Raw genomic sequence first — 21,196 nt, forward strand, 5'->3', positions numbered from 1 at the left:
TTAAGATTAACAAAGCGCTAATTTTAAGATGTTTTTTTACAAAAAAAGTAGACAGTATAGATGCAGTTAAACTGCTAGTACTTATTATTGAATAGGAGGTTACAGTGTGTAATTGCCAGAGGGGCATAAAAACTCAGGATAAAGGTTAACGTTAAATTAGCGAAAAAATTACATTGAACATAGTGGCACAACATATCATGCCACTTAATTTAAAAAATTACTGACTAGCTGACAGCTAAACTTTTTTCTTCGGTGCTATCTGGTTGCTCTTGTTCATCGTCATCGTCATCTTCATCAGGTGTGCGAATAATATTACATTTGATTAAAGTATTTAATTCAAGAACATCTGATAAAGATTGTACGTTTTTACTGGCAATTAATGCTTTAAGCGTATCGTTGATATCAGCTTGCTCAATTTGCGCTAGTATTAATTTTGTATCGTTTAGAGAAGCGTCACTGGCTAATTGTGATAATAATTCGATGATATTACTGGTTTGCTGATTTGTCATGATAACCTTCCGTGCAAGTAAAATGATTAGGGTAAAAAATGCATTAATTACACTTAGATTGTTGCTGATCTCACGGGTTAAGTCTAGTGATTATTTTGATGTTTTATTGCGCTTTAATAAACAATTTTACTTTTTTCTATCGTTTCAATTCGCATCTCATCATAGATGAACTTTCTTTCTTGATTTTGTTGTAGCTCATCATAAATAAACCCAAGTTTTTCACTTATTCTTTGCATTGCGGTATGCTTTTGATGAAAACGGATATTGATAGCATCACAAGGTATCAATTGAAAAACCTGCATAATTAACGCGCTTAATACTTGTGTAGCAATACCATTTCCACTTATATGCGGTTTTAGCATGATGCCAATTTCAGGCAAGGGTAATGTATTTTTACCTATTTTTGTATATAAAACGACAAAGCCGATATCGTCATTATTCTTTGTTTTAACCTCTGTACATGTTTTGTATGATTGATTTGCTTGAACAGCCCAAGTGTAAAAGCCTGAGTGAGTGTTATTGTTTTTCTTAACAAAGGACTGATGTATTTTCAATGCGCTTTGTGCACTTTGAACTGGCTCAATAAAATGCATGGCTTTTTTGTTGGTATAGAGGGATATAATTAAGGCTTGATGTTGCTCACTAATAGGCGTGAAGATAAAGCCTTCACTGGTAAACGCTTTAATGCTTGGTAATGGAAGCATGATAATACCGTTTGAAATTTCGGTATGGGCTAGGGGATAATATAAGCAGCTAACTCAGACATTAAGCTGCTTATAAAAAAGCATGAACCTTAAAGTATCAGCTATTCTTCGTTTGCTTCGACTAATACATCGACTTGTCGCTGATTACCTTGTTGAGAAATAACCACACGCATTTTTTGAGCATTTTGTTGATAATGCAATGTTAGTCGACCACGTTTGCGCTCTTGTGATAATGCTTCACCATAACTTTGCTGATAAAAAGCAATCACTTCCTCTTCACTGTAAAGGGTAAAAAAGTTAAGAACTGCAGGTAATTCTACGGTTAAGTTGGCGAAAACTTTGGCATTATCGATCACTGGAATGTAATTGTTTTCATAATCACGATGAAGTGGGATAGGATCTCCAACGTTGCTAAGTTCAGTGCTTTCTTCGGGCTCTGTTATTGGAGCACTTAGTGCAACTTTAGGGACATTAACTTCCTCGACATCAGTGATTTTAGGTATGTCTACTTTGGTTTGTTCTGGTTTAGCTTCTTCAGGCTTTTCTGGCTGCTCTGGTACTGTTTCTTGTAAATTATACTTTTCAGGTAATTGAAGTAAGCTAGATTCATCAACAGTATTTGCTTGTGAAACAGTTGAAATCGTTAATGCACAAACGATTGGTAATATTGATAAGTGAGATATTTTTTTACCTAAGTTGGCCTGGCATTTAACACCTTGTTTTGATTTCATTTTAGCCATTTCCTTTAAAGTTCATCTACTAGTTATTTTAATATACATGCTTTTTGGCGGCATGGCGACAATCGCATGAGAAAAACTCAACAATTGTCTGATAGTTCAGCGGTTTGATTAGTTTTTAAAAAATAATTGTACAATAAAAAATTAGTATGCACGGGCATGATATTTTAATACCTATTTTCACCTGTTTAATAAATGTCTTTTTTATAATGATCTACCCACATTGCCGTTGCTCCACATATTGCAACAGGCATAACGACCAAATTAATAATTGGAATCATAGAAAAAACAGCGACAGTCATACCAAAACTATAACTCAAGCCTTGCTTTTGTTTTAAAGCATTTTTCATTTGAGCAAAAGGGATCTTGTGATTATCAAAAGGGTAATCTTTATATTGTATTGCCATCATCCATGAAATAAATAAAAACCAAATGACTTGGCCAATTACCGGTAAAACCCACAGGAGAATAAAAAAACCAATCGCGCGAGGTAAATAATACGCTAGTTTTTGCCATTCTCGTCCTAGTGTTCGAGGAATATCTTTAATAACGTCTATAGCATTACCTTGAGGAACACCTTGGTTAGATAAAATTCCCTCTATTTTTTCTGACAATAATCCATTGAAAGGAGCCGCTAGCCAATTAGCCGCGGTGCTAAAAATAAACGAAAATAAAACTAATACAGTTACTACGGCCAAAGGCCATAATACGACATCTAGCCAGTCTAACCATGAAGGTAACCAATCCATAAGGCTTATCATATAGTGCTCAAGTTGAATGAACATAAAATAAAAAGCGACACTAAATAAAATAATGTTAATAGCTAGTGGTATGAAGACAAATCGACGTATGCCTTTTTTTCTAATTAATTCAAAACCTTTTATAAAGTAACCGGCTCCGCTTTGAGCGAAAGTTTGAGGTTGAATATTCGTTTGACGATGTGTAGGCGATGTCATGGTTGTTTTTACGCTAAGCTATTGAAAATACATCAGGGAGTATAAAACTGTGTTACAACTTTTTACAGTACTAACTTGTTACAAAATGCCAAGGATTCTGATAAAGTTACTTGCTAATATATTTGGTCATACCCAAAGCAATAGATCATCACATTGAGTAAACAGGCTTAAGCAATGGAAGACAATTTCAGAAACGCATTAATTATTCTCAGCGGCATTGTTATCGGGGCTATTTTTGTTCATGGATTGTGGACAATAAGAAAACAGAAAAACCCCTACAAATTAAAAACAAGCAAACAAAAAATTGATCCAATAGACAGAAGTTTTGATGGTTCTGGTTTTGATCAAGATGGCGTCGGTCAGGTTAAAGTCTTAAAACCAGAGTCGGATGAAAATACTGATAAATCATCTGTTAATTTAACGAGCACTCAAAATATAGCTCAAGCGATTAACAAAGCGGATCTCGATTCTGTAAAATCAGAACAGCAAGTCTCTGAAGTGTCTGACGTGGATGTTGTCAAAGAAGAATATTTGAGTAGCATGCGGGAAGCGCAAGTTTCATTACAAGAAAATCAGCAAGTAAATAACGAAAGCATTGATAGTATTGATAAAACTGAACGTATTTCACGTGATGATTTGTTTGCGCAAGAGAGCTCTGTTAAACCGTATAGCAATGATGAGTTAGGCGATGATATAACCCAAGTTGAAAAGGCAGAGCCTGTATATCAAGAGCCAGTCACTCAGGCTAAACCTGAAATGCAAATAAAGAAACCCTCAAGAAAAACGACTGCAAAATCAAAGTCAGCATTAAAGCGTAATCAAATGGAAATTAATTTTGGTGACGAATTAGCGACAGAAGATGATATGCCAAGTTTTTCGGCTTCAGAGCGTTCTTCTGCAACCGAAGCACTTGAGCCACAGGTTATTATACTGTCGGTTGTCATGCCGCAAGGTCAGCAAATGTTTGGTGCAGCGTTACTGCCATCATTACTAACCTTGGGAATGAAATATGGCGAGATGAATATATTTCATCGTCATCAAGACAACGCAGGTAATGGTGCTGTTACTTTTAGTTTAGCGAACATGCTTAACCCTGGTTCATTTGATTTAGATAGCATGGAAACATTTGCTACTCAAGGGGTTAGTTTATTTATGACCTTACCAAATGCGGGCGATCCATTTAGTGTTTTTGAGCACATGTTGTCTGCGGCGAAGCAGTTAGCGCAAGAGTTTAATGCACAACTGTTAGATGATAAGCGTAATGTGATGACTAAACAAACAGAGCAACATTATATGAGCAGAATAAGAGAGTTTGATCGCAAAAGCCGAATTGCTTTAGCAGAATAACGCTTAATTTTACTTATATTTTTAAGGCTACTGATGCAGTAGCCTTATTTTCATCCCCCTAATGAAATCGCTATATTAGGGACATAATAATTATTCACTCTCTCAAGATACTGCTATGACGACTATGCCACAATCACGCGTACATGAATTGCACCAACTTATTAATCAATATAATCATCAGTATTATGTACTTGATGAGCCGACTGTTCCCGATGCAGAATATGATCGATTAATGAATGAACTAATCGCCATCGAAGCAAAGCACCCTGAATTAAAATCTATTGATTCGCCTAGCCAAAAAGTAGGCGGGCAAGCGTTAAAGTCTTTTAGCCAAGTTACTCACCAGTTACCGATGTTATCACTGGATAATGTTTTTGATTTAGCTGATTTCAACGCCTTTGTTAAACGTAATAAAGATCGATTGCTAACCAGTAAATCATTATCTTTTTGCGCTGAGCCTAAACTTGATGGTTTAGCGGTGAGTTTACGTTACGAAAAAGGAATGTTTGTTCAAGCAGCAACTCGCGGTGATGGCAGTGTCGGTGAAAATATCACTCAAAATATTCGCACGATTAAATCGATTCCATTGAAGTTACAAGGTGTTTTAGGGAAAGACTACCCTGAGATTGTTGAAGTGCGTGGTGAGGTGTTTATGCCTAAAGCCAGTTTTGAACAGTTGAATGAACAGGCTAAAAAGCGAAATGAAAAGGTGTTTGCTAACCCAAGAAATGCTGCCGCTGGCAGCCTAAGACAATTAGATTCTAAAGTGACTGCAAAGCGTAACTTAGCGTTTTACGCTTATGGTTTAGGCTTTGTTGGAGAGTCTATTACCGATACAGAGCAATCTACTGACGTGTTAGCCCAATATTTTTCAAATTCTCATTACCAGCGTTTATGCCAAATTAAGGCACTAGGGTTACCTATGTGTCCAGAAGTAAGGCTGTTAGCGAGTGAACATGATTGCGAAGCATTTTATCAAGACATTTTAACAAAGCGTGAACAGTTAAGTTATGAAATTGATGGAACCGTTTTAAAAGTTGATGACATCGCTTTACAGAAAAAATTAGGGTTTGTTGCACGCGCTCCAAGATGGGCGATAGCGTTTAAATTTCCTGCACAGGAGGAATTAACCGTTGTCGAAGGTGTTGAGTTTCAAGTGGGTCGTACAGGTGCTATAACCCCCGTTGCGCGTTTAAAACCAGTGTTTGTTGGTGGTGTTACTGTATCTAATGCAACATTACATAACCAAGATGAGATTAATCGCTTAGGGTTAAAGGTGTCTGATACGGTGATTATTCGTCGTGCTGGCGATGTAATCCCACAAATTGTGAGCGTTGTATTAGATAAACGTGCTGAAAATGCAACTAACATTGTGTTTCCTGCAACTTGCCCAGTATGCGATTCAAAAGTTGCCAAAGCAGAAGGTGAAGCCGTATTACGTTGTACCGCGGGTCTTTTTTGTGGAGCGCAGCGAAAAGAAGCGATTAAACATTTTGCTTCTCGTAAAGCCCATGATGTCGATGGTTTAGGCGACAAGCTCGTTGAACAGTTAGTTGATGAAAAGCTTATTTCTACACCCGTTGATTTATTTAGCTTAACTGAAATACAAATTAGTACTATGGAGCGTATGGGGAAAAAATCAGCGCAGAATTTAGTGAATGGTTTAATACAAGCAAAAGAAACGACCTTAGCTAAATTTATTTATGGTTTAGGTATTAGAGAAGTAGGGGAAGCTACTGCTGCAAACTTAGCACAGCACTTTTTAACGCTAGATTCACTCAAAGCGGCTGACTCTGAAACCTTGCAACAAGTTGATGATGTAGGTGTTATTGTCGCGAAGAATATTGTTAACTTCTTTAAAGAGTCACACAATTTAACTATTGTAGAACAACTTGCTGATATCATGAGTTGGCCAGAAATTGTCGCGAAAGAAGCAGGCAGTTTGCCCCTTGAAGAACAAACCTTTGTGTTAACAGGAACACTTAGTCAAATGGGAAGGAATGAAGCGAAGGCCGCTTTGCAATTACTAGGGGCAAAAGTATCAGGAAGTGTTTCTAAGAAAACTCATTATTTAGTTGCGGGTGAAAAGGCCGGGTCAAAGTTAACTAAAGCACAAGATCTTGGTGTTAAAGTGCTAACTGAGGAAGAAATGCTTACCTTGTTAAAACAACATGGTATTGATGTGTAATGCCTGTTGTAATTATGGAGTTTTTGACTGATATAGGTCAGTGGTTCAGACCTTATCAATATCAAACAGCGTTAGCGATTATTGCGACTTTATTAGTACTATTTGGTAATGAAATTAATAAAGCGGTGAAATCTTTAGTGGTTAAGCAACACTTTTTAGTACGAACTATAGTGTTCGTTTTAGTGTGTGCATTTGGTTATGGTTTATTAACGGTTTGGTTAACGAGCTTATTAGCAGCGCAGCTCGCAAAAATTCCTACACCATATATTGTGCCTGTAGTCTTTATCTCATTTTTTTGTATGGGAATGTATGCTCAAAAACAACGACATATATAAGGTTAGTTGCTTGTCACTTTACGACAATATTCAGTTAATTTATAACACAACATAAACGGCGTAAACAAAGGTTAAACAAGGTAAAGGCAATAATACAAAGAACAATGTTGCTTCACACCATTCAATGGTTTGGTAAAATTTAAGCCAATAGCTTGCTTGTTTATTGGTATTAACTTCTTTTCGTGCTTGATTCTTTGAAGGCAAATGCAAAAAGAAAAATATAAATGCCCCTATCACGAGGGCTTGTAATCCAGAAAATAAAATAAGTAAGCTGACGAGTATTAAAAGATCAGGCGTCGAACTGGTAATTTGTGTTTGTATTATGACAAAAAAACTAAGCAGGGCTGCACTCCATAGCAATAATCGCCAACGAAAATTTGCTATATGTTTAGCAATTGTGTGAAAAGTGTGTGGTGAGAAATATAACTTCATGAGATAAGTATAACGACTAAACGTTTTGAAGTAACCTCTTGCTCGCATAAGTTACTTCATTGATATGATTGGCTGCTTAAATAAGTGTAAGTCAGTTATTTGGTCATTCGCCAAAAAGCAAAACCAGCAATAAAGAATAAAATAATCGGGTAAATGGCATGCATAGCAACGGTTAATGGTGAAATATTTAATGTTGCACCAAGCAATAATGCTTGTGCGCCATAGGGCAATAAACCTTGGTTAATACAGGCGAAAATATCAAGTAAACTCGCAGATTGTGCAGGCGTTAAATCTCCATCTTGACTTAATTTCTTTGCTGTTTCACCAGTAACAATGATTGATACGGTATTATTTGCGGTAAAGAAATTACAAATAAAGGCAAGGCCAGCAATACCTATACCAGCGGCACGTTTTTTATTGTTAGGACTAATTTTTTGTGAGCGTTGCTCAATTGACTTAGTTAATGCCGCTAACCCCCCTTGGTTTTTAACTAACTCACTTAACCCCCCAATAAATAACGATAAAATAAAGATATCTTGCATATTTGCAAACCCTTTATTGATATCGTTTATCCATACAGTAACTTGGTATCCATTAGAAAGCATACCTATTCCAGCAGCTAGAATGATGCCAAGAGTCAGTACAACAAAAACATTCACACCAAGTAAGGCAAGCACTAAAATAACGACGTAAGGCAAAAGCCCAACAAGTGCAGCTTCTGAATCAACTTGATAAGGAGCACTTTCGCCAATAATAATGAAAATGATTAAGCAAATGATCGCCGCTGGTACTGCAAACTTAAAATTCACACGAAATTTGTCTTTCATGTGTGCACCTTGACTGCGTGTAGATGCTATAGTCGTGTCTGAGATAATGGATAAATTATCACCAAAAATAGCGCCAGAGATTAAACAACCTGCGACAACAGCACCGTCGAGTTGAGTTGACTCAATAAGACCTAAAGCAACAGGGGCTATAGCTGCAATAGTTCCCATGGATGTTCCCATGGCGGTAGATAAAAAAGCGGCAACAATAAATAAACCTGGAAGCAGCAAGTAATCAGGGAACACAGCTAATCCAAGTTGTACACTCGCATCAACACTTCCTGTTGCTTTCGCAACAACAGCAAAAGCGCCTGCAAGTAAATAGATCACACACATGGTAATGATGTTGCTATGGCCTGCGCCTTTAATAAACTGACTAACCTGTTCTTCAATGGTACTTTTACTGACACGTTTTCCAAGATATATAGCGACAAAAATAGCGGGGATTATCGCAATACTGGCAGGCAGTTGATAAAAAGCAAAATCTACCCCTTGTAAAGTAAGCACTATTCCTGTGCCTAAAAATAAACATAAGAATACGGCAAAAGGTAATAGGGCTAATAAACTTCCCGAAATAGTGCTTTCAGGTGATTGAGTCGTTAACGACATGTAGATCTCCAAAGGAAGGTATCGTGATAAACCATGATGATAAGTTTTTATTGTTATTATTTTTCGAGCAATCATTATAGAAGTATATGTTGCTTTGTCAATGTAGATGTATAGATGGCTAAATGAGTTTTAAGTCTCTACTCATAATAAATCACTGAAGTGCAATAACACAGTATTTGGCTTAAACCGAGTTAGTTGAAATAAACTGTTTTTCCTACTACAGACTGCTGAACATTTATGCTAGAATCGCGACAATTTTTTAAACTATTAACTAATGAATAGAGTAATTATGTCTGATAATAAATTTGAAAGCATTGAACAACGTGTAAGTTACGGAGTAGGTCGTCAATTAGGTGATCAATTACGTAATAATCCTTTTAAAGATTTTGACGTTGCCGCAGTACAAGCTGGTATTGCAGATGCTTTAGCTAATGCTGTTAGCCAAGTTTCTGAAGAAGCACTAAGTGAAGCTTTTTCTGTTGTATCACAAAAACTACAAGAGAAAGAGCAAGCAATGGCTAAAGAAGCAGCCGCTGAAGGTGAAGCTTATTTAGTAGAAAATGCTAAGCGTGATGAAGTTACGGTAACTGAGTCTGGTTTGCAATTTGAAGTTATCGTAGAAGGTGATGGCGAAAAACCAACAGCAGATAGCACGGTAAGTGTTCATTATCACGGTACGTTCACTAACGGTGACGTTTTTGATAGCTCAGTTGAACGTGGTCAGCCAGCAGAGTTTCCTGTTAAAGGCGTTATTGCAGGTTGGACTGAAGCATTACAATTAATGACTGAAGGTTCAAAATATCGTTTAACTATTCCTTATAACCTTGCGTACGGTGAGCGTGGCTCACAGGGTGCTATCCCTCCATACGCAACGTTAGTATTTGATGTTGAATTATTAAGCATCAAATAATCAGTGTTTTTAAAGCCCTCAATTGAGGGCTTTTTTTTGTCAAGAAAAAGTAATTAGATATAAAAATTAATGATAGAAAATATATTGCAGCAAACATTTAACACTTATATTGATGCATTGAAAAATTATCAATTAAAAGCATTTGCAAAGCACTACTTTATTCCTTGCACACTAAATACACCTGACAACCTTGTTTTTATAAAGTGTGAACAAAGTAGGGAGCAGGCCTTAAGTGATATTTTCTTGCAATTAAAAACAGAAAATACCGCTAAGATTATTACCAAAAACCTTGGCTACCAAATCATTAGTGATTCTGTGATTATGGTCAGTGTAGATTGGTATTTTTTTGATGAAAACCAACAATGTTTTGCTGAGTTTACCGCTATTTATCATTTACTGTTAATTGATGGTAACTATAAGATATTTAATGTGATTTCTCATGATATTTCAAATAGCATTAAACTCGCTAATCGCTTTACCTTATAACAGGCAATAAATAAATTTGTAGAGAAAAAAATGAAAGTAAAAGTAGCAATTTTAGGCTGTAGTGGCCGTATGGGGCGTAATCTTATTCAAGCTGCGCATGAACACCAAAGTATTGAACTTGTTGGTGGTAGTGTAAGAGAATCGTCTTCATTTGTTGATTTTGATTTAGGTGAGCTAGCGGGGATAGGGGCGATAGGTATTAAAACATCTACCCAGTTAACTGAATTAACGAATGCAGATGTGTATATTGATTTTACCAGTATTGAAACGACACTCGAGAATGTTCAGTGGTGTAATGAACATAATAAAGCCTTAGTGATTGGTACAACAGGTTTTAACGATGAGCAAGTCGAGCAAATTAAGAAAGCAGGTCAAACCATGCCTGTTATATTAGCGCCAAACACCAGTGTTGGTGTAAATTTAATGTTTAAGCTTTTACAAGTAACCGCAAAAGCGATTGGCGACTATACTGATATAGAAATATTTGAAGCTCACCATCGATTTAAGAAAGATGCGCCATCGGGTACTGCAGTTAAAATGGGGCAAGTTATTGCTGATACCCTAGGTAGAGACTTAAACAAATGTGCTGTTTACGGGCGTGAAGGCATTACCGAGGAAAGAAAGCAAGAAACAATAGGTTTTGCTACCGTTCGTGCTGGTGATATTGTTGGTGAACATACTGCATTTTTTGCTGATTTAGGTGAGCGATTAGAAATTACGCATAAAGCAAGCTCTCGTATGACCTTTGCCTTAGGTGCTATGCGAGCCGCTTTTTGGTTAAGTGAAGCCGATGCAGGTTTTTATGATATGCAAGACGTATTAGGGTTAAAAGAGTAGTAAGTTATTTTACTCAACTTTGAATAAGCTCTTTACATGGTTTTTACAAACTTAAGTATTGGTTTTGGTCGTTTGAAAACAAAAACATAAAAAAGAGCTAGTTTTTACATTTTTTACTAGACGAATGAGTGCTGTAAGCGTAAAATAAGTGGATTTTGTCAAAAATTAACCTTTCTTTATTGAATCGCTATGTTTTTGGCATTTTTTATGTGTGGGTTTTACTTCCTTAGGAAAATAGAATTTACACTAACGAATTATGCGCTTTTAGTGGTTACTTAGTAACTACTTATAAGATTCTTCTTCTTTTTGGAGGTTACATTGGCTATATCTGCTATTTTAGTACTACAAGATGGTACTGTGTTTAAAGGCACCGCAATAGGTGCACAAGGATCGGCTGTTGGAGAGGTAGTTTTTAATACTTCAATGACAGGTTATCAAGAAATTCTTACCGACCCCTCTTATGCAGAGCAAATAATCACATTAACTTATCCTCATATTGGTAATACAGGTACCAACCGTGAAGATAGAGAATCAGAAAGTATCTTTGCTAAAGGTCTAGTGATTCGTGATTTACCTTTATTAGCAAGTAACTTCAGAAATGAGCAAAACTTAAGTGATTACCTTGTAGAAAATAATATTTTAGGTATTGCTGATATTGATACGCGCAAACTGACTCGTATTTTACGAGAAAAAGGTGCTCAAAATGGTTGTATTTTAACCATTGATGATAGCGGTGAAGCAAGCTTACAAACAGCACAAGATAATGCGTTGACTCAAGCAAAAGCATTCCCTGGTCTTAAAGGCATGGATTTAGCAAAAGTTGTTTCTACAAAAGAGCAATACCAATGGACTGGTGGTAGCTGGACGCTTGATATGAGCAATGGCGATAACACAGGTACAGGTTTTACTAAACCTGATAGCTTTGATTTCCATGTTGTTGCTTATGACTTTGGTGCAAAACATAACATCTTACGTATGTTAGTTGACCGTGGTTGTAAATTAACTGTAGTACCAGCGCAAACTCCAGCAAGTGAAGTGCTAGCGATGAACCCTGATGGTATTTTCCTTTCAAATGGTCCTGGAGATCCTGCTCCGTGTGATTACGCGATTGCAGCGATTAAAGAATTTTTACAAACAGATATTCCAGTATTTGGTATTTGTTTAGGTCACCAACTTCTTGGTTTAGCAAGTGGTGCAACAACCATTAAAATGAAGTTTGGTCATCATGGTGGTAACCACCCAGTTAAAGATCATGAGCGTGATGTTGTTATGATCACCGCACAAAATCATGGTTTTGCGGTTGATGAAAATAACTTACCAGAAAACTTAACAGTTACACACAATTCATTATTTGATGGCACTATTCAAGGTATTCATCGTACAGATAAGCCGGCATTTAGTTTCCAGGGTCACCCTGAAGCTAGCCCTGGTCCACATGATGCCGCGCCATTATTTGACCATTTCATTGAATTAATTAAAAAGTATAAAGCTTAATACAACCTATTAGAGAGACGAAAAACTATGCCAAAACGTAATGACATAAAAAGTATCTTAATTTTAGGTGCTGGTCCTATTGTAATCGGTCAAGCGTGTGAGTTTGACTATTCAGGCGCACAAGCCTGTAAAGCACTTCGTGAAGAAGGCTATCGAGTTATCTTAGTTAACTCAAACCCTGCAACGATTATGACAGACCCTGAAATGGCTGATGCAACTTACATCGAACCAATTCACTGGGAAGTTGTTCGCAAAATTATTGAAAAAGAGCGCCCATGTGCTGTTTTACCTACTATGGGTGGTCAAACTGCACTTAACTGTGCGCTAGAGCTTGAATCAAAAGGCGTTTTAGAAGAATTTAACGTTGAAATGATTGGTGCAACGGCGGATGCTATTGATAAAGCAGAAGACAGAAGTCGTTTCGATAAAGCAATGAAAAACATTGGCTTAGAATGTCCTCGTGCTGAAATCGTTCATACTATGGATGAAGCACGAGAAACCGCTAAGCGTATTGGCTTCCCATGTATCATTCGTCCATCTTTTACTATGGGGGGTACGGGTGGCGGTATTGCATACAACCAAGAAGAATATGAAGAGATTTGTACGCGTGGTTTAGACCTTTCTCCTACTTCTGAGCTATTAATTGATGAATCGTTAATTGGTTGGAAAGAGTATGAGATGGAAGTGGTTCGTGACAAAAAAGATAACTGTATCATTATTTGTTCAATAGAGAACTTCGACCCTATGGGTATTCACACGGGTGACTCAATTACCGTTGCACCTGCGCAAACCTTGACAGATAAAGAATACCAAATTATGCGTAACGCTTCTTTAGCGGTATTACGTGAAATTGGTGTTGAAACAGGTGGTTCAAACGTACAGTTTGGTGTTTGTCCAGATACTGGCCGTATGGTTATTATTGAGATGAACCCTCGTGTATCTCGTTCATCAGCACTTGCTTCAAAAGCCACAGGTTTCCCAATTGCAAAAATTGCTGCAAAACTTGCGGTTGGTTACACCTTAGATGAATTGTCAAATGATATTACTGGCGGTGCGACACCTGCTTCATTTGAACCAACAATTGATTACGTTGTCACTAAGATCCCACGTTTTAACTTTGAAAAGTTTGCTGGTAGCGAAGACAGATTAACCACGCAAATGAAATCTGTTGGTGAAGTTATGGCAATTGGCCGTAACCAACAAGAATCAATGCAAAAAGCATTACGTGGTTTAGAAGTTGGCGTAAATGGTTTTGATCCTAAAGTTGATGTAACTCAGCCAGGTGCTAAAACTGAAATTATGCATGAGCTTCAAGAAGCTGGTGCAGACAGAATTTGGTATGTAGCAGATGCATTCCGATTAGGTTTAACGGTAGACGATATCTTTAGGTTAACTAAAATTGATCGTTGGTTCTTAGTACAAATTGAAGATATTGTTCTAGAAGAAGCCAAAGTTAGCGAAGGTGGTTTAAAAGTATTAACACCTGAATACTTACGTAAGTTAAAACGTAAAGGTTTTGCTGATTCGCGTCTTGCTGATTTAATTGGTGTTGCTGAAGCAGAAATTCGTAAGAAACGTCATAATGCTGAAATATTCCCAGTTTACAAACGTGTAGATACCTGTGCGGCAGAGTTTAGTTCAGATACTGCTTATATGTACTCAACGTATGATGAAGAGTGTGAAGCACAGCCTACAGAGAATGACAAAATCATGATCTTAGGCGGTGGCCCAAACCGTATAGGTCAAGGTATTGAATTTGATTACTGTTGTGTACATGCGGCGTTAGCACTACGTGAAGACGGTTATGAAACCATCATGGTGAACTGTAACCCTGAAACAGTTTCTACTGATTATGATACGTCTGACAGATTATATTTTGAATCAATCACTTTTGAAGATGTCCTTGAAATTGTTCGTATTGAAAAGCCAAAAGGCGTTATTGTTCAATACGGTGGTCAAACACCACTTAAATTAGCACGCGCTTTAGAAGCGGCTGGTGTGCCAATTATTGGTACTTCACCTGATGCAATTGACAGAGCAGAAGATAGAGAGCGTTTCCAACAAGCGGTTGACCGTTTAGGTTTATTACAACCTGAAAATGCGACAGTGACGTCATTAGATGAAGCTTTAGCAAAAGCTGAAGCTATTGGTTTCCCACTTGTTGTACGTCCATCGTATGTATTAGGTGGTCGTGCGATGGAAATTGTTTATGATTTAGATGATTTACGTCGTTATATGACTGAAGCGGTAAGTGTATCTAACGATTCTCCTGTTTTACTTGATCACTTCCTTGATGATGCCATTGAAGTAGATATTGACGTGATTTGTGATGGTGAACAAGTGGTTGTTGGCGGTATTATGCAACATATCGAGCAAGCAGGTGTTCACTCGGGTGATTCAGCATGTTCTTTACCTGCTTATAGCTTAAGTCAAGAAGTTCAAGATGTTATGCGTAAGCAAGTAACAGATTTAGCGTTTGAATTAGGTGTGGTTGGTTTGATGAATACTCAAATGGCCGTTAAAGACGACAAAGTGTACTTAATTGAAGTAAACCCACGTGCAGCACGTACCGTTCCATTTGTATCAAAAGCGACTTCTGTACCGTTAGCTAAAGTTGGTGCGCGTGTTATGGCGGGTAAATCACTAGCAGAGCAGGGCGTAACAGAAGAAACTATACCACCATTTTTCTCGGTTAAAGAAGTAGTTATTCCATTTAACAAGTTCCACGGTAGTGACCCGTTAGTTGGCCCAGAAATGCGCTCTACAGGTGAGGTTATGGGCGTTGGTGATACGTTTGAAGAAGCTTATGCAAAAGCTAACTTAGGTGCAGGCGTTTCAGTACCAAAATCTGGTAGAGCGTTAATATCTGTACGTAATAGTGATAAAGAACGTGTCGTTGATTTAGCCAAGCAAATGGTGGCATTAGGTTATGAATTAGATGCAACTCACGGTACAGCAATTGTACTAGGTGAAGCGAATGTTCCGGTACGTTTAGTGAATAAAGTTCATGAAGGTCGTCCTCATATTCTTGATAGAATTAAGAATGAAGAGTACAACTACATCATCAATACGACAGAAGGCCGCAAGGCGATTGAAGATTCTAAAGTATTGCGTGGCGGTGCATTGCGTTATAAAGTGGCGTACACTACGACATTAAATGCTGCATTTGCAAGTTGCATGTCGCATGCCGCAGATGATAGAAATACAGTAACTTCTATCCAAGAGCTTCATAAGCGTTGTAAATAAAAGTTAATGTGCTGTACTTTTGAAAAATACAGCATTAATACATTGATGTAATTTTAAAAGTTGTTGTTAAGACAACTTTTTCATTTAAGAAGAAGAATATTATGAGTCAATATCCAATGACAGTTGAAGGCGCAGATAGATTGCGTGAAGAGCTAAACCATTTGAAGACAGTAAAGCGCCCTAGAATTGTTGCTGATATCGCAGACGCGCGTGAACATGGTGACCTAAAAGAAAATGCTGAATACCATGCAGCCCGTGAAGAGCAGGGTTTTTGTGAAGGTCGCATTCAAGAAATTGAAGGTAAATTAGGCAATGCACAGATTATTGATATTAAAGCTATTCCTAATAGCGGTAAAGTGATTTTTGGTACGACAGTAACCTTACTTAATATTGATACTGAAGTTGAAGTCACTTACCAAATTGTAGGTGATGACGAAGCTGATATTAAACAAAACCGTATTTCAGTAAATTCACCGATTGCTCGCGGTTTAATTGGTAAAACTGTCGATAGCGAAATAGAAATTAAAACGCCAGGTGGCCTTGTTGAATATGAGATTGTTTCAGTAGATCACATTTAATCACTGCGACTACCACTCTTTTTAAAGGCCCTAAGCTGAAAAGCTTAGGGCCTTTTTATTTTTCGTTGTTTGCAATTAGAAGAATACCTGTTATATTTGTGATATCAAATTGATATCACCTTGTTTTTTTTTGTTGTTGGGGTGGTGTGGTTTTTAACTAGGAGTTGTTTATGTCGAGTCAAGGTATGAAAGAAAAGAAGGGATTGTCACTTAATGGTTACGCTGCCTTTGTTGTTTTATTAGTTATCGTGGGGTATTTAATTGCTAACGTAGTTTCTGCACAAGTAGGGATTAGTACCGTAATTTTATTTATATTTACGATTATTGCGCTACCAGGTTTTTTTGTCGTGCAACCAAACCAAGCGAAAGTGATGACTTTTTTTGGTAGTTATGTCGGAACGGTTAAAAATAGTGGTTTGCAGTGGACTATTCCATTTTTTCTTCGTAAAAATATTTCCTTAAGAATTCGCAATTTTGAATCAAACCAAATGAAAGTAAATGATAATCACGGCAATCCAATTGAGATTGCCACAGTGGTAGTTTGGTCAGTAGATGATACCGCGGAAGCGGTTTTTGAAGTTGATGACTACATTAGCTTCGTCAATATTCAAAGTGAATCAGCCTTAAGAAATATGGCAATTAGTTATCCGTATGATCAACACGAAGGTGATGAAATCGCGTTAAGAAGCCATCCTCATGAGGTTTCTGAAGCGCTAAAAGGTGAGATACAACAGCGTTTAGAAAAAGCGGGTGTTAGAGTTCATGAAGCAAGAATTAGCCATTTAGCTTATGCGCCTGAAATTGCCAATGCGATGTTACAAAGACAACAAGCTGCAGCAATTATTGCCGCAAGAAGTAAGATTGTTGATGGTGCCGTGGGCATGGTTGATATGGCGTTAAATCAATTATCTGAAAAACAAATTGTTGAGTTAGATGAAGAGCGTAAAGCAGCCATGGTAAGCAACTTGTTAGTGGTATTATGTAGTGATCAAAATACACAGCCTATCGTTAATGCAGGTTCACTTTATTAACATGATAAGCCTAACGGGAGATTATTTTGGCAGCTAAAAAGAGCTTTCCTTTAAGAATAAACCCAGAAGTGTTAGCAGCGATGCAACGTTGGTCTGATGATGAACTGCGTAGTTTGAATGCACAAATAGAGTATGTGCTAAGAAATGCTCTTGTAGAATCTGGCCGAGTAAAGCTAATTCAAAAAGTTGTTACGCAAGTGGAAGAGACTGATCCAAAAAAAGAATAACGTGTAAAGTTGAAGATAACACGCATTCTTAACACGAATGAAAACAAGAAAGGGGGATTAAACAATACTTTGTTCAATCCCCCTTGTTTTATTTACGCGAAGTCATTGCGTTATGCAGGATTAAGCTTTATTACTCATTCCACAAAATACGTAAAGCGGCATTATCAAAAGCGCTATAACCTCTTACTTTAATATAGTAGCGGCCACCTTCAGGGCTTAATACACAGGTTTCTTCATTACCTGCTGTTGATTCATAACAATCATTATCTTCACGTGTGGGTAACGCGCCTTTTTTAACCCACAGATCAGCATCACCAGTGCCAGACCATGTTTGTACCCAAAGACCAGTAACGTTATTAGGCACATCAGCCCAAAAGATTAACTCATCATTGTGCTCACCCGATAAATTCCAAACCGATTGACCATTTTGTAATTCAGTGCCGTTTTCTGGAGCAGGTTCACTATATGTTGCTAATAATTCGACATTATCGTAAGCATTATAACCACGCACTAGTATTGAATACTCACTAGCTGCTGGTAAAGTACAGCTCTCGCTATTACCTGTTAACCAAGGACGGCAATCGTAGTTGTCTACACTGACATTACCACCTTGTTTTATATATAAGTCAGCATCTCCCGAACCACCATTAATGCTTACTGTTACCGTTTCAGCAGTTTCTGGTGCAGTTAAGCTCAAATATTGCAATGATTTTTCTTCGCCAGATATAAGTTGTGTTTGGTTCATTTCAAGCACGTTTGAATTTGGAGTATTCGTTTCAATAGCTTTGTTTACCGCTGCAAAAGCGTTAACCATGCCATGGCCACAAATAGGCTCTTGCGGTGTACAATCGAAGAAAGGACCAAATTGATCCGCCGTTGATTTAATTATTTCTTCTACCTCATCAGGTGATAACGTCGGATTCTTTTCTAGCATCAATGCAACAACACCTGCTACATGAGGAGCAGACATACTGGTGCCACTTTTATACCCATAATCAGCGAATAAAGGACCATCAGTACCGGTATTGATTGGGGCGATAATAGTGCTACCAGGCGCTACAACATCAACAACACCTAGCCATGGAGAGAAATTTGAATAACTGGCTTTATCACCCGTTGAATCAGTTGCAGCTACAGTGATAACCCCATGACAGTTGGCAGGTGACTGATTTATGGCATCAGTATTATTATTACCCGCCGAGACAACAACGGTGGCACCTTGTTCACGAGCGTAATCAATGGCTGATTGGTAACTACCACACGAACTTGTACCACCTAAACTCATATTAATAACTTTTGCGGGGTTATTATTGACAGGCAAACCGGGGATTTCTTTGCCAGCAGCCCAGTAAATACCATCAATAATATCTGAACGATAACCTGAATTACATTTACCTAAAACACGTACATGAAGTAAGTTAGATTCGGGTGCTATACCTACGGTTCCTACTTGGTTATCCATACTAGCGCCTATAATACCAGCGACATGAGTACCATGCCATGAACTTGCTTTACCTTCACAGTTTAAACCTGTTCCAGGGTCATGAGCATCAGAGTCTCTACCGTCACTATCATTGCTATAACTACTGTAGCTTATCATGTCATAACCATTGATAGAGCGTTCATCATAATCGGGGTGGTCAGTAAATCCTGAATCTAAAATAGCAACGTTTACACCATTACCGCGTGATAAATCCCATGCATCAATAGCATTAATACCTCTGGTATCATTGCCAATGCTATACATAGAATTAACATATGGATCATTAGGAAGATGATGTGCGGTTACTAACTCATCTTCTTCAATCGAAATAACTTGGCCACTTTGTGCAAGATCGCTTTTAACTTGCTCTAATGATGTGAAGTCTCCCGCTTCAATCAAGAGATCGCCTGAAGCTAACTTTCTTTTATATTTTAAGTTGCTCTTACCTGAATGAACGATAGGAACAGTTTTTTTAACAGATTGATCTTTAATCTTCTCGGTGGCTTTTAGCTTAACGATAAAGCGTTTAGCTGTTTCAGGTTGCTTTGTTTCTTTTGTTGAAGCAAATACCTGTTGTGGAGATAAAACGGCTGCAATGGTGCTTGCGATAATTAATTTTTTAAACATTGTTATGTACCTAAATAAAACGGAAAATTAACACTTAACTTTTTGCTAAGTGAACGTTTAGATGACATGTTCTTGATTTGAAATGTTTAAAGCCTGAATAGTGAGGTGAAAAATGTCACAACTCATCATATATAGACTTCCATTTCTATAAAAATAATGTGCTTAAAAAAGCAGGGATATAATAAAGCTTTTGTTAGTATTATCAATTAATATCAAAGGGTTATAGATAAGGGTTGGTATGCGGATTATCTCGATAATTAGCGGTGTAGAATGAGATAAGTAACCTAATAATTGGCCTGACGAGCAATAAGGAGCATAATTATGCAATTACTAGTGAAAAAGAGAGTTAGAGTCTTTTGTTCTTCGGGAGAATGAAATGATATAACTGTTTGAATGCTATATTGCTTTAGTGCAATAAAAGGGTAATAAAACCCTGCTATGAATTTAGCAGGGTAGAAAGCATTGTAAATTGTTTAATTGAATTAAACTTTTGGAATGCTAATTTTCTTTTCATCGCTTTGGCGATATATAATTAAGGTTTTACCGATAACTTGCACCTTAGTTGAGTTAGTTTCACGGCAAATAGCTTCAACGATTAATGCTTTTGTTTCTCTGTCATCTGTTGGGATTTTTACTTTGATTAACTCATGATGATTAAGTGCATAATCAATCTCAGCGATAACAGCTTCAGTTAGTCCGTTGCTACCAAGTAATACGATAGGTTTTAGCGAATGCGCTAATCCTTTTAAGTGTTGAATTTGTTTTTTATTTAAAGTCATTTGAAATATTTAACAAGTTGGCTTGAATTACGACTATTTTACCCTTATCTAGTGATTAATACTAATTTGTTAGACAATTATTTGTTTAAGACCTTATCTGAGCAAAATAAGCATGAGCAAGAAAAAGCATACGGTTAGCAGTCAGCGCTGGCTTGATGAACATTTTGATGATGAGTACGTTAAAAAAGCGCAAAAATTGGGTTTGCGATCTCGTGCAGTTTTTAAAATTGAAGAGATTAATATCAAAGATAAATTGATTAAACCGGGCATGAAAGTGGTCGATTTAGGCGCAGCGCCCGGTGGTTGGTCTGAATATGCTAGTAAAGTAGTCGGCGATAACGGACAAGTTGTTGCTTGTGATATTTTGCCTATGGATGCCATTGCGGGGGTTGATTTTTTAGAAGGTGATTTTCGAGAGGAAGCCGTCCTCGATGCTTTATTAACGCGTATTAATGGCAAGAATATTGATGTGGTTATGTCTGACATGGCTGCTAATATGACGGGCAATGAAAGTGCCGATTCAGCTCGCAGCATGTATTTAGTAGAACTTGCGTTAGACATGTGTAGCCATGTATTAAAACAAAATGGCGCTTTTGTTGTTAAGGTGTTTCAAGGCGCAGGTTTTGAGCAATACATGAAAGAAGTACGTGCTGTTTTTAAAACGGTTAAAACACGTAAGCCTGAATCTTCTAGAGCACGCTCTAGAGAAGTATACCTAGTAGCAACAGGTTATAAAGGTTAGTAACCGAATTAACGCTAAGTGTAACTAGTTGTTAATGACCACTAAAGTTAAATAGCGACAGGGCTTAATTTATAGTAGATTAGGCGCTATAATTTTAAATATATTTTTAATGAAA

General features: G+C 37.4%; 19 protein-coding genes. 12 read left to right on the forward strand and 7 right to left on the reverse strand.

The features are described from left to right. Positions 1-224 precede the first annotated feature (224 nt). The 4 genes from D1094_RS10500 to cysZ all read right to left on the reverse strand — a co-directional run bounded on the left by D1094_RS10500 (position 225) and on the right by cysZ (position 2,906). On the reverse strand, positions 225-509 hold the full coding sequence (locus tag D1094_RS10500) for a hypothetical protein (protein ID WP_118960061.1): 285 nt from the start codon (positions 507-509) through the stop codon (positions 225-227). Positions 510-622: 113 nt separating this feature from the next. Then, the gene (locus D1094_RS10505; RefSeq protein ID WP_118960062.1) at positions 623-1,213 is read right to left on the reverse strand and encodes a GNAT family N-acetyltransferase; all 591 of its coding nucleotides are present in this window, start codon (positions 1,211-1,213) and stop codon (positions 623-625) included. Between the two features lie 101 nt (positions 1,214-1,314). Next, complete coding sequence (locus D1094_RS10510; protein WP_118960063.1) at positions 1,315-1,944, reverse strand: hypothetical protein; 630 nt, start codon at positions 1,942-1,944, stop codon at positions 1,315-1,317. A 194-nt stretch (positions 1,945-2,138) separates the two neighbouring features. Continuing rightward, positions 2,139-2,906, reverse strand: a complete 768-nt coding sequence (gene cysZ / locus D1094_RS10515; protein WP_118960064.1) for a sulfate transporter CysZ — start codon at positions 2,904-2,906, stop codon at positions 2,139-2,141. 174 nt (positions 2,907-3,080) lie between these two features. Here cysZ and zipA point away from each other — a divergent pair, with 174 nt between their 5' ends. From zipA to D1094_RS10530, 3 genes are all read left to right on the forward strand, one after another. Beyond that, the gene (gene zipA / locus D1094_RS10520; protein WP_118960065.1) at positions 3,081-4,253 is read left to right on the forward strand and encodes a cell division protein ZipA; all 1,173 of its coding nucleotides are present in this window, start codon (positions 3,081-3,083) and stop codon (positions 4,251-4,253) included. Positions 4,254-4,368: 115 nt separating this feature from the next. Continuing rightward, a complete protein-coding gene (ligA, locus tag D1094_RS10525) occupies positions 4,369-6,441 on the forward strand; it encodes an NAD-dependent DNA ligase LigA (RefSeq protein ID WP_118960066.1) in 2,073 nt (690 codons plus the stop codon). Further along, entirely contained in the window at positions 6,441-6,776 is a 336-nt protein-coding gene (locus D1094_RS10530) for a DUF3392 domain-containing protein (protein WP_220452544.1), read from the forward strand. Before ligA ends, D1094_RS10530 begins: the two co-directional genes overlap by 1 nt. A gap of 527 nt (positions 6,777-7,303) precedes the next feature. Here D1094_RS10530 and D1094_RS10540 read toward each other — a convergent pair. Next, on the reverse strand, positions 7,304-8,641 hold the full coding sequence (locus D1094_RS10540) for a Na+/H+ antiporter NhaC family protein (RefSeq protein WP_118960068.1): 1,338 nt from the start codon (positions 8,639-8,641) through the stop codon (positions 7,304-7,306). Positions 8,642-8,930: 289 nt separating this feature from the next. Here D1094_RS10540 and D1094_RS10545 point away from each other — a divergent pair, with 289 nt between their 5' ends. From D1094_RS10545 to D1094_RS10580, 8 genes are all read left to right on the forward strand, one after another. Further along, positions 8,931-9,551 carry an FKBP-type peptidyl-prolyl cis-trans isomerase gene (locus tag D1094_RS10545; RefSeq protein WP_118960069.1) on the forward strand — a complete coding sequence of 207 codons (621 nt, stop codon included), beginning with the start codon at positions 8,931-8,933 and terminating at the stop codon, positions 9,549-9,551. A 69-nt stretch (positions 9,552-9,620) separates the two neighbouring features. Next, the gene (locus D1094_RS10550) at positions 9,621-10,037 is read left to right on the forward strand and encodes a hypothetical protein (protein ID WP_118960070.1); all 417 of its coding nucleotides are present in this window, start codon (positions 9,621-9,623) and stop codon (positions 10,035-10,037) included. Positions 10,038-10,067: 30 nt separating this feature from the next. Next, positions 10,068-10,874, forward strand: a complete 807-nt coding sequence (dapB, locus tag D1094_RS10555) for a 4-hydroxy-tetrahydrodipicolinate reductase (RefSeq protein WP_118960071.1) — start codon at positions 10,068-10,070, stop codon at positions 10,872-10,874. Between the two features lie 318 nt (positions 10,875-11,192). Further along, positions 11,193-12,368, forward strand: a complete 1,176-nt coding sequence (carA, locus tag D1094_RS10560) for a glutamine-hydrolyzing carbamoyl-phosphate synthase small subunit (protein WP_118960072.1) — start codon at positions 11,193-11,195, stop codon at positions 12,366-12,368. Between the two features lie 27 nt (positions 12,369-12,395). Then, positions 12,396-15,614, forward strand: coding sequence for a carbamoyl-phosphate synthase large subunit (gene carB / locus D1094_RS10565; RefSeq protein WP_118960073.1), 3,219 nt, complete (start codon positions 12,396-12,398; stop codon positions 15,612-15,614). Between the two features lie 101 nt (positions 15,615-15,715). Then, a complete protein-coding gene (greA, locus tag D1094_RS10570) occupies positions 15,716-16,192 on the forward strand; it encodes a transcription elongation factor GreA (RefSeq protein ID WP_118960074.1) in 477 nt (158 codons plus the stop codon). 185 nt (positions 16,193-16,377) lie between these two features. Further along, positions 16,378-17,223, forward strand: a complete 846-nt coding sequence (locus D1094_RS10575; protein WP_118960177.1) for an SPFH domain-containing protein — start codon at positions 16,378-16,380, stop codon at positions 17,221-17,223. Positions 17,224-17,249: 26 nt separating this feature from the next. Beyond that, a complete protein-coding gene (locus D1094_RS10580; RefSeq protein ID WP_118960075.1) occupies positions 17,250-17,450 on the forward strand; it encodes a hypothetical protein in 201 nt (66 codons plus the stop codon). Between the two features lie 130 nt (positions 17,451-17,580). On the opposite strand, the gene D1094_RS10585 is transcribed toward D1094_RS10580, so the two are convergent. Together D1094_RS10585 and yhbY are read right to left on the reverse strand one after the other, a co-directional pair. Then, entirely contained in the window at positions 17,581-19,560 is a 1,980-nt protein-coding gene (locus tag D1094_RS10585) for a S8 family peptidase (RefSeq protein ID WP_118960076.1), read from the reverse strand. 482 nt (positions 19,561-20,042) lie between these two features. Further along, positions 20,043-20,339, reverse strand: coding sequence for a ribosome assembly RNA-binding protein YhbY (gene yhbY, locus D1094_RS10590; protein ID WP_118960077.1), 297 nt, complete (start codon positions 20,337-20,339; stop codon positions 20,043-20,045). A gap of 112 nt (positions 20,340-20,451) precedes the next feature. Here yhbY and rlmE point away from each other — a divergent pair, with 112 nt between their 5' ends. After that, on the forward strand, positions 20,452-21,081 hold the full coding sequence (gene rlmE / locus D1094_RS10595; protein ID WP_118960078.1) for a 23S rRNA (uridine(2552)-2'-O)-methyltransferase RlmE: 630 nt from the start codon (positions 20,452-20,454) through the stop codon (positions 21,079-21,081). Positions 21,082-21,196 lie beyond the last annotated feature (115 nt).

The organism is Colwellia sp. RSH04 (assembly GCF_003545765.1).
In the GTDB taxonomy this organism is placed as follows: Bacteria; Pseudomonadota; Gammaproteobacteria; order Enterobacterales; family Alteromonadaceae; genus Colwellia.

What these genes read in the sequence shown, in the direction of transcription:
- D1094_RS10505 (WP_118960062.1), bottom strand. Translation starts at nt 1,213, where the DNA reads ATGCTTCCATTACCAAGCATTAAAGCGTTTACCAGTGAAGGCTTTATC.
- D1094_RS10530 (WP_220452544.1), top strand. Translation starts at nt 6,441, where the DNA reads ATGCCTGTTGTAATTATGGAGTTTTTGACTGATATAGGTCAGTGGTTC.
- D1094_RS10575 (WP_118960177.1), top strand. Translation starts at nt 16,378, where the DNA reads ATGAAAGAAAAGAAGGGATTGTCACTTAATGGTTACGCTGCCTTTGTT.
- dapB (WP_118960071.1), top strand. Translation starts at nt 10,068, where the DNA reads ATGAAAGTAAAAGTAGCAATTTTAGGCTGTAGTGGCCGTATGGGGCGT.
- greA (WP_118960074.1), top strand. Translation starts at nt 15,716, where the DNA reads ATGAGTCAATATCCAATGACAGTTGAAGGCGCAGATAGATTGCGTGAA.
- yhbY (WP_118960077.1), bottom strand. Translation starts at nt 20,339, where the DNA reads ATGACTTTAAATAAAAAACAAATTCAACACTTAAAAGGATTAGCGCAT.
- D1094_RS10510 (WP_118960063.1), bottom strand. Translation starts at nt 1,944, where the DNA reads ATGAAATCAAAACAAGGTGTTAAATGCCAGGCCAACTTAGGTAAAAAA.
- ligA (WP_118960066.1), top strand. Translation starts at nt 4,369, where the DNA reads ATGACGACTATGCCACAATCACGCGTACATGAATTGCACCAACTTATT.
- D1094_RS10545 (WP_118960069.1), top strand. Translation starts at nt 8,931, where the DNA reads ATGTCTGATAATAAATTTGAAAGCATTGAACAACGTGTAAGTTACGGA.
- cysZ (WP_118960064.1), bottom strand. Translation starts at nt 2,906, where the DNA reads ATGACATCGCCTACACATCGTCAAACGAATATTCAACCTCAAACTTTC.
- D1094_RS10550 (WP_118960070.1), top strand. Translation starts at nt 9,621, where the DNA reads ATGATAGAAAATATATTGCAGCAAACATTTAACACTTATATTGATGCA.
- D1094_RS10500 (WP_118960061.1), bottom strand. Translation starts at nt 509, where the DNA reads ATGACAAATCAGCAAACCAGTAATATCATCGAATTATTATCACAATTA.
- zipA (WP_118960065.1), top strand. Translation starts at nt 3,081, where the DNA reads ATGGAAGACAATTTCAGAAACGCATTAATTATTCTCAGCGGCATTGTT.
- D1094_RS10540 (WP_118960068.1), bottom strand. Translation starts at nt 8,641, where the DNA reads ATGTCGTTAACGACTCAATCACCTGAAAGCACTATTTCGGGAAGTTTA.
- carB (WP_118960073.1), top strand. Translation starts at nt 12,396, where the DNA reads ATGCCAAAACGTAATGACATAAAAAGTATCTTAATTTTAGGTGCTGGT.
- D1094_RS10585 (WP_118960076.1), bottom strand. Translation starts at nt 19,560, where the DNA reads ATGTTTAAAAAATTAATTATCGCAAGCACCATTGCAGCCGTTTTATCT.
- rlmE (WP_118960078.1), top strand. Translation starts at nt 20,452, where the DNA reads ATGAGCAAGAAAAAGCATACGGTTAGCAGTCAGCGCTGGCTTGATGAA.